The organism is Phyllobacterium sp. P5_D12 (assembly GCF_054049495.1).
In genome coordinates this window covers 1-7,655 of record NZ_JBFUMG010000202.1, presented here as the reverse complement: position 1 = coordinate 7,655, position 7,655 = coordinate 1, and the positions used below count along the sequence as shown (strand labels likewise).

General features: G+C 56.6%; 9 protein-coding genes and 1 other RNA gene. 2 read left to right on the top strand and 8 right to left on the bottom strand.

The window, feature by feature from the left end; genetic code table 11:
- Window positions 1–234, top strand: a 234-nt coding sequence (locus tag ACXJ5O_RS14390; protein ID WP_457300481.1) for an HAD hydrolase family protein, incomplete at its 5' end; no start/stop codon positions are given.
- 176 nt (window positions 235–410) lie between these two features.
- On the opposite strand, the gene ACXJ5O_RS14385 is transcribed toward ACXJ5O_RS14390, so the two are convergent.
- The 8 genes from ACXJ5O_RS14385 to ACXJ5O_RS14350 form a co-directional block, all read right to left on the bottom strand.
- Entirely contained in the window at window positions 411–1,958 is a 1,548-nt protein-coding gene (locus ACXJ5O_RS14385; protein ID WP_457300480.1) for a DegQ family serine endoprotease, read from the bottom strand.
- Window positions 1,959–2,042: 84 nt separating this feature from the next.
- A complete protein-coding gene (locus ACXJ5O_RS14380) occupies window positions 2,043–2,576 on the bottom strand; it encodes a DUF4062 domain-containing protein (protein ID WP_457300479.1) in 534 nt (177 codons plus the stop codon).
- Between the two features lie 311 nt (window positions 2,577–2,887).
- A complete protein-coding gene (locus ACXJ5O_RS14375) occupies window positions 2,888–3,073 on the bottom strand; it encodes a DUF2065 domain-containing protein (RefSeq protein WP_112530022.1) in 186 nt (61 codons plus the stop codon).
- A gap of 15 nt (window positions 3,074–3,088) precedes the next feature.
- A complete protein-coding gene (hflC, locus tag ACXJ5O_RS14370) occupies window positions 3,089–4,045 on the bottom strand; it encodes a protease modulator HflC (protein ID WP_271894673.1) in 957 nt (318 codons plus the stop codon).
- Entirely contained in the window at window positions 4,042–5,151 is a 1,110-nt protein-coding gene (gene hflK / locus ACXJ5O_RS14365; protein ID WP_457300478.1) for an FtsH protease activity modulator HflK, read from the bottom strand. The genes hflC and hflK overlap by 4 nt, the downstream gene beginning before the upstream one ends.
- Before the next feature lie 190 nt (window positions 5,152–5,341).
- Window positions 5,342–5,842 (bottom strand): dihydrofolate reductase, encoded by a 501-nt coding sequence (locus ACXJ5O_RS14360; RefSeq protein ID WP_457300477.1) that lies wholly within the window; start codon window positions 5,840–5,842, stop codon window positions 5,342–5,344.
- 54 nt (window positions 5,843–5,896) lie between these two features.
- Complete coding sequence (locus ACXJ5O_RS14355; protein ID WP_457300476.1) at window positions 5,897–6,691, bottom strand: thymidylate synthase; 795 nt, start codon at window positions 6,689–6,691, stop codon at window positions 5,897–5,899.
- A 137-nt stretch (window positions 6,692–6,828) separates the two neighbouring features.
- Window positions 6,829–7,140 (bottom strand): DUF2853 family protein, encoded by a 312-nt coding sequence (locus ACXJ5O_RS14350; RefSeq protein WP_457300475.1) that lies wholly within the window; start codon window positions 7,138–7,140, stop codon window positions 6,829–6,831.
- Window positions 7,141–7,285: 145 nt separating this feature from the next.
- Between ACXJ5O_RS14350 and ssrA the strand changes: the two genes are divergently transcribed.
- Window positions 7,286–7,643, top strand: a transfer-messenger RNA (tmRNA) gene (gene ssrA / locus ACXJ5O_RS14345).
- The last annotated feature ends 12 nt before the right edge of the window (window positions 7,644–7,655 follow it).

Genomic DNA, 7,655 nt, shown 5'->3' with positions numbered 1-7,655 from the left:
GCGAAGGTCACTGCGCTAACCTCCATCTGCCAGCGTTTTGGCCTTTCACCGCAAGATGCGATCGCGGTTGGAGACGGCGCCAATGACCTCGGCATGCTGCAACTGGCCGGCACAGGCGTGGCGCTCCACGCCAAACCGATCGTTGCCGAACAGGCAAAGGTGCGGATCGACCATGGTGATCTGACCGCCCTTCTCTATATCCAAGGCTATCGAAAAACCGATTTTGTGGTCTGAACTCGCGTCCCCACAACCATTTTTCGCGCTATGGTTGAAAATCTTGCGCCAGAATCGCCAACTCTTGCATCAGATTCGCACGTTCTTGTGCAAGATTGGGAAGTTCTTGCACAAACTCGCATGCGACCCTGAATCTTTTGAACAAAAAGTGCCCGTTTGGAAACCAGCCGTTCAAATCAGTCCATTTGAAGCGTGACAAACCGCAGCTCGCCGGTTTTCGACGCCAGCATCAGCAGCGCATTCTTGCGGCCTTCGTCGCGAAGTTTTTCGATCCGCGCCGCCACATCCTCCGGCGTCGAGACGGTCTCCTGCGCAATGTCGACGATGACATCACCGGCCGCGATCCGCTTGTTGGCCGCGATCGAGCCGTTCTGCACTTCAGTCACCAGCACGCCCTCGACCTCCTTGGCGATGCCAAAGGTCTTACGCGTGGCGTCGTCGAGTTTTCCAAGGCTCATGCCGAGCACGTCCACGTTCTGGGCGGCTCCGTCCTCGCCGGTCGTCTGGTCGTCCTTCTTGGCGTCCGCCTGATCACTGTCTTCCAGACGGCCAAGCGTGACTTTGACAGTCTGCTCCTTGCCCTTGCGGACAACGACGACATCGACTTCCTTGCCGATAGGGCTCTCCGCCACAACGCGCGGAAGGTCCTTGACGTTGTTGACATCCCTGCCATCGAAACGCGTGATCACATCACCGGGCAGAATCGCACCATTGGCGACCGGGCCGCCTTCGATGATCCCGGCAACCAGCGCGCCCTTGCTGGATGTCATGCCGAGGCTCTCGGCTATGTCGTCCGTTACGGGCTGGATGCGCACGCCAAGCCAGCCGCGGCGCGCCTCGCCAAACTGGCGAAGCTGGGCGATGACGCCGGATGCAAGCTCGGCCGGAATGGCAAAACCGATACCGATCGATCCGCCGGTCGGCGAAATGATGGCGGTATTGATGCCGATAACCTGGCCGTACATATCGAACAGCGGCCCGCCGGAATTGCCCCGGTTGATCGCAGCGTCGGTCTGGATGAAATTGTCGTAAGGACCGGAATTGATATCGCGGTTGCGCGCCGAGACAATACCGACCGTCACGGTGCCACCGAGGCCAAAGGGATTGCCGATGGCCATGACCCAATCACCAATACGCGTCTTTGATGAATCGCCGAACTTGACCGCAACCAGCTTGTGCTTTTTCGGATCGACCTTGAGCACGGCAAGATCGGTCTTGGTATCCTTGCCGACAAGCGTCGCCTTCAGCTTGGAACCGTCATTGAAATTGATTTCGATCTCGTCAGCATCGGCAATCACGTGATTGTTCGTGACGACGATGCCCTCGGCCGCATCGACCACGAAACCCGAACCGAGCGACTGGACCTTGTGCGAAGGATTGCTCTCACCGGGATTCTGCTTGCCGAAATACTCGTCGAAGAATTCCTGGAAAGGCGAGCCATCAGGCACCTTCGGCATCGGCACCGGTCCCGATTCCCCATCCTGTCCCTTGACGGTCTGCGAGGTCGAGATATTGACCACGGCATCGAGCAGGCCTTGCGCAAGATCGGCAACGGAGGCCGGCCCCTGTGCTCTTGGCTGCAGGCTGTTCGGAACGGCGGGCGCCTGCACCTGCGCCCGTGCGACACCGACAAATGCCGGGTTGAGGCTTGTCGCGGCGAGCGCAATCAGCGCGGTAGCCGCGGTTGCGGAACGGAGAGCGAGGCGACCAGTCTTGAAAAACATACGTTCGGGCCCTTATCGGAAACAGAATGATACAACAGAACGGCGAGAGGCGACATAAATATGACCGAGCGGCTATTGCAGCATTTATTTCAGATCAGTCAATTCAAGACTTGATGAATTGGCTGAACTCTGGTGCGTGGTTCGACAGCACACTATGAGGGAGGCCGGAGATTTGCAGGGAGCCAACTTCAGGCCATCCAAGGTATCCCACGTTTTACGTAATCTGTTGGCTTCGGCCTCTGAGATAAAATCATCCAGACGTTTCTTGCCGACGTCAGTCTTTTCCGATTTGTCTAGGCTTATCTTACCCCGCTCGCCGTGCACCATCACTAGGACTGGCACACCTTTTGAAACCGCATATTTGAACTCGTTGTGGGTGTAGCTCAGACCGTCTTCCGCAACCGTGCCATAACGTCCGCCGATGATCAGAATACAGTAGTCGCATTGGTCAATGAGCGACTTAATGAATTCAAATTGGTCTTGGTCGGCTGCTGGAAAGGATTCCATCTGCACTGGAAAATCGCCCGTGCTTATCACAACGTCTTGGACGGCCCTGCGCTCATTTTGGAGGTCTTGGAATGTGGAGCTAATAAAAACTTGATACCGTTTGTCTTGCACAGCAGTTCCCATGCTTCGCAAATTAATACACTATTTTCTCCTTTGCTTGTGCGGCGGACAAGTTGAGAGCTAGTGAGTGGTAGCTTGGGATCGATGAGGGATGCAAGGAATAAGGTTGGCGGTTATCTCCCCCCTTGTGGGGGAGAAAGGATTTTCCAAGAGAGGGGATTAGGAGCGCACAATTTCAAATCCCCTCTCTTGCGATTTCTAGCACTTGAGCGAAGGGCTCAAGATGCTGAAATCGCTTTCTCTCCCACAAGGGGAGAGATAACGCTGCATCAACGGTTTAAGCTAGACTTGGCAGGCCCGCCCTACCCCCGCGCGAGCCACACCACCCCAACGCCGATGGCGACGGAAGCGACGCCGGCTATGCGCAGGAAACCATCCGGCTGTTCGCTGACATCGCGGGCAACACGTTTTGCAACGAGCGGGAAAAGGCCATAGAGCAGCCCCTCGAATACGAGGAACAGCCCTACGGCATCAATGAAATCGATCATGATATGAACCCGCCCCTATTGAGGGGCGGGAGCGGCGGGAGCAGGCGGCGTTGCACCGGCGGGCGGCGTAGGACCGCTGACCGGAGGCAGACCGCCATTCGAATCCTGGAAATAGCGGAAGAACTCGGACGTGGGTGAAAGCACCATCGTCGTTCCCGTATTATCCAGCGCCGTGCCATAGGCCGTCATCGAGCGGTAGAACGCAAAGAAATCCGGATCCTTCGAGAACACGTCGGCGAAGATACGGCTGCGCTCGCCTTCACCCTGACCTCGGGCAATTTCCGATTCCTTGCGGGCTTCCGCGATGATTTCGACAACCTGGCGATCGGCAATGGCCTTGATGCGCTGTGCCGCTTCACGGCCGCGGGCACGCAGGCGCTCGGCTTCCGCCAGACGTTCTGCCTTCATGCGGTCGAACGTCTGCTGCGACACTTCCTGCGTCAGGTCCGTCCGGCGAATTCTGACGTCGGTAATCTGCAGGCCGAGCGATTCCGCATCGGGACGCAGTTGCTGGCGCACTTCGTTCATCATGCCAGCGCGCTCGTCCGACAGGGCAGCCTCAAAGCCACGCAAGCCATAGACACCACGCAACGCCGCATCGAGACGCGTACGCAACCGGGCTTCGGCCAAGGTTATGTCGCCCGATACGGTCTGACGGAACTTGCGCGGATCGGTGATCTGGTAGACGAGGAACGCATCGACCTCGTAGAACTTGCCGCCCGAAACCTGAACACGGATATTGTCGAGTTCGAAGCTCAGGAGACGATCTTCGATCATCTGGACATTGTCGGCCTCGAGAAAGCCGAAAGGCAGCTTGAAGTAAATGCCGGGATCGGCCTTCACATCGACGATCTGACCAAACCTCAGGACGATGGCCTGCTGGCCGGCCCTGACGACAAATAGTGACGAATAGGCCAACAAGGCGATGAACGCGATCAGGCCAACGAGAAGCGGAACACGATTCTGGTTCATGGCTTTGTCCCCTCTGTGGTGGTGGCGGGGGCAGGCTTACCGGTCAAACCCGGCAGCGGCAGATAAGGTATGACGCCTTGTCCGCTTTGATCGACGATTACCTTGTTCGAATCCTTCAGTACACGCTCCATCGTTTCAAGGAAGAGACGCTTGCGCGTGACTTCCGGTGCCTTGACATACTGGTCATAGACAGAGGTAAAGCGCTGCGCCTCACCTTCTGCTTCCTGGACGATACGGTTTTTATAGGCTGCCGCATCTTCACGGATCTGCGCGCCTTCACCGCGGGCCTGACCCAGCTTCTGGTTGGAATACTGGTTCGATTCCTCGACGAAACGGTCTTCGTCCTGCTCGGCACGCTGAACTTCATCGAACGCGTCGGCCACTTCGCGTGGCGGCGCGGCATCTTCGATCGACAGGGCATTGATCGCAATGCCCGCGCCGTAATCGTCGAGCGTCTTCTGGATAATGGCGCGCACGTCATTGGCGATGCCAGCGCGGTTATCGCGGAAGATATCCTGAGCCGGACTGCGGCCGACGATCTCGCGCATGGCGCTTTCCGAGACCTGCTGCACGAGGTTTTCCGGATTTTCGACATGGAACAGATAGGCGACCGGATCGGAAACGCGATAGAGCACGGAGAACTGGACATCGACGATGTTCTGATCGCCGGAGAGCATCAGGCCTTCCTTGGCGCCGCGAGCACCCTGCCCGCCAATATTCTTCTGCTTTTCGACGATCTCGACCTTCTCATAGGATTCGATCGGCCAGAAATGGAAATGCAGACCAGGCTCGGCGATATCAGGCTTGGGCTTGCCGAAACGCAGCTCCACGGCGCGTTCGTCCGGCTGGACGGTATAGATCGACTGGAAAAGCCAGAAAGCCACCAGCGCAAGTGCGGCCAGGCCCCAGATTGCCGGACTGCCGCCCGAACCACCCGGAAGCGCCTGACGCAAACGATCCTGACCACGGCGGAATATATCTTCGAGATCGGGAGGGGTTTTGCCTCCGCCACCTTGCGGCTTTTGACCCCAAGGGCCACCGCCGCCACTATTATTACCGCCGCCACCCCATGGGCCGCCGCCGCCGTTCTGATTACTCCAGGGCATTCCTACCTCTTAATTTGAACGAAAGCGCCACCCCGTGGCTTCCTCCCGCTAATCCAACTTCCCGTTTATAGGGATGGCGAGGCGCGCTTTCAACGCGTGGCGATGCTTTTCAAGCGGAATTGGTAAAAAGCCGAACGATTATGACTGTTTATGACGATAATTTGAGGCCACAATCATGGGCCCGAACAAATCAGATGCGTTCGTAGATGGCAAACCGCGTTGCATAATTGTCTTTTTCACCCGCCGGGAAATCCTCGCTGGAAACCTCGGTCCATACCTTTGGATCGATCGGGGGGAAAACGACATCGCCTTCGACTTCTGCCAGCACCCAGGTCACATACAGCCTGTCGGCGCGGTTCAACGATTGGCGAAAAATATCGCCGCCCCCGATAATGCAAATCTCGTCGACCTTGTCGGCACCGGCATGGCTTCCCGCAATCATCAGTGCCTGATCGATAGACCGGGCCGCAATGACACCTTCAACGGAAAAGGCAGGATCGCGCGTGATGACAATGTTGGTCCGGCCGGGCAACGGCCGCCCAAGCGAGTCCCATGTCTTGCGCCCCATGATGATAGGTTTGCCCATGGTGGTGGCTTTGAAACGCTTCAGATCGGAGGACAATCGCCACGGCAAGCCGTTCTCACGGCCGATCACGCCATTTTCGGCAATCGCAACAACAAAACTGATCATGTGGCATCCATCCGTTTCAAACAAACATTTCGCCCGCAAACCTGAACGCGGATTCTATACCGCGATCGGCGCCCTGATGCTCGGCTCGGCGACATAATCTATCAGATGGAAATCGTCATATTTGAAGGCAAAGAGATCGGCAACGTCCGGATTGATCTGCATGATCGGCAATGGACCGGGCTTGCGCATCAATTGCTGCTTCGCCTGTTCGAAATGATTGGCATAGAGATGGGCATCGCCGAGCGTGTGAACGAAATCGCCGGGCTTCAACCCGGTGACTTGCGCCACCATCATCGTCAGCAGCGCGTAGGAGGCGATGTTGAAGGGTACGCCCAGGAAAATGTCCGCCGAGCGCTGGTAGAGCTGGCACGAGAGCTTGCCATCGGCCACGTAGAACTGGAACAGGCAATGGCAGGGCGGCAGCGCCATCTCGTCGACTAGGGGCGGATTCCATGCCGAGACGATCAAACGTCTTGAATGAGGATTCTTGCGTATCTGATTCAAAAGATTCGAAATCTGGTCGATGTGCCGGCCATCCGGAGCCGGCCATGAGCGCCATTGAGCACCGTAGACGGGGCCGAGGTCGCCGTTCTCGTCGGCCCACTCGTCCCAGATCGTGACGCCATTTTCCTTGAGATACGCGACGTTCGTGTCGCCCTTGAGGAACCACAGAAGTTCATAAATGATGGATTTCAGATGCAGCTTTTTCGTCGTCAGCATCGGAAAACCGGCTGCCAGATCGAAACGCATCTGATAGCCGAAAACGGACCGCGTACCGGTGCCGGTGCGGTCGCCGCGATCGGCGCCCGTATCGAGCACATGCTGAAGAAGATCGAGATAAGTGCGCATAATTTCTTTTAGCAGATTCGGGCTACGAAACACTTAAACTTGTGCGTGATCCACAGGACCGCGCTAATGAAATCCATGCGCGCAATGAAAATCCCCGGTGATTCGCCGGGGATGATTCGGATTTGCAGGGCTAAATGTCAGAGCTTGCCGAGAGCGCCGAGGGCCTTGGCGGTCAGGTAATAAAAGGTGACGCGGCTCTTGGTGTTGTCCGCCTTCATGGCTGCGCACACGGATTCGATGGCGGCATCGGCCTTGACAGTGTCTGTGAGACCGAGCTTCTTTTCGACCCAATTGGTGCGAACGCGCTTCAATTCGTCCGGATCTGTGCAGGAAACCAGCGAAGAATCCCTGTTGCGCAGAGCAATTCCGAGATGTTTGACGATTTTCGCGACAGTCGCTTCATCGGCAGCCGCATCGTAATGACGAACATCCTTTAGATAGTCACTCATCGAAAAATCCCCTGATTGCTAGGCTCAATGCGTGGCATTGCAACCTCCCTGACAATGAAGACATCGCACAAACTGGCAGATGCATGAGGCGATGGCTCTTTAGACACCCCCGAAACATTCCCCAGCATCAGTTCCAAGTCAATCCACTCTTTCAATTCGGCTAAACAGCTCTTATATAAGGACTGCTGGCTTCGGCCAGCTATGGTGATAAACGGACGATGTAATAAGCTTATTGGACCCGGGGGCGGTACCCGGCGCCTCCACCAGAACGCAGCAGGTTTTGCTGCTTTGTGGCGGGGGCGAAATAGGATCGACAAGAGTGTAAAGATCGAACTTTTGCCCGGCATTGTACCACCGTTATCGGGCTAACCTAGTAGTTGCAAACGACAACTATGCGGAAGCACGTCTCGCCGCTTAATGCGGTGCGATAGCTTCAAATCAAGTCCTAGGGGTTCGCACTTCTAGGCGGGGTTCGGAGGCACCTGGCAACAGAAGCCTTCACTACTCCCCCTTCC

Coding starts and splice junctions, on each gene's coding strand:
- ACXJ5O_RS14385 (WP_457300480.1), bottom strand. CDS start 1,958: ATGTTTTTCAAGACTGGTCGCCTCGCTCTCCGTTCCGCAACCGCGGCT.
- ACXJ5O_RS14375 (WP_112530022.1), bottom strand. CDS start 3,073: ATGATCGATTTCATTGATGCCGTAGGGCTGTTCCTCGTATTCGAGGGG.
- hflC (WP_271894673.1), bottom strand. CDS start 4,045: ATGAACCAGAATCGTGTTCCGCTTCTCGTTGGCCTGATCGCGTTCATC.
- hflK (WP_457300478.1), bottom strand. CDS start 5,151: ATGCCCTGGAGTAATCAGAACGGCGGCGGCGGCCCATGGGGTGGCGGC.
- ACXJ5O_RS14360 (WP_457300477.1), bottom strand. CDS start 5,842: ATGATCAGTTTTGTTGTTGCGATTGCCGAAAATGGCGTGATCGGCCGT.
- ACXJ5O_RS14355 (WP_457300476.1), bottom strand. CDS start 6,691: ATGCGCACTTATCTCGATCTTCTTCAGCATGTGCTCGATACGGGCGCC.
- ACXJ5O_RS14350 (WP_457300475.1), bottom strand. CDS start 7,140: ATGAGTGACTATCTAAAGGATGTTCGTCATTACGATGCGGCTGCCGAT.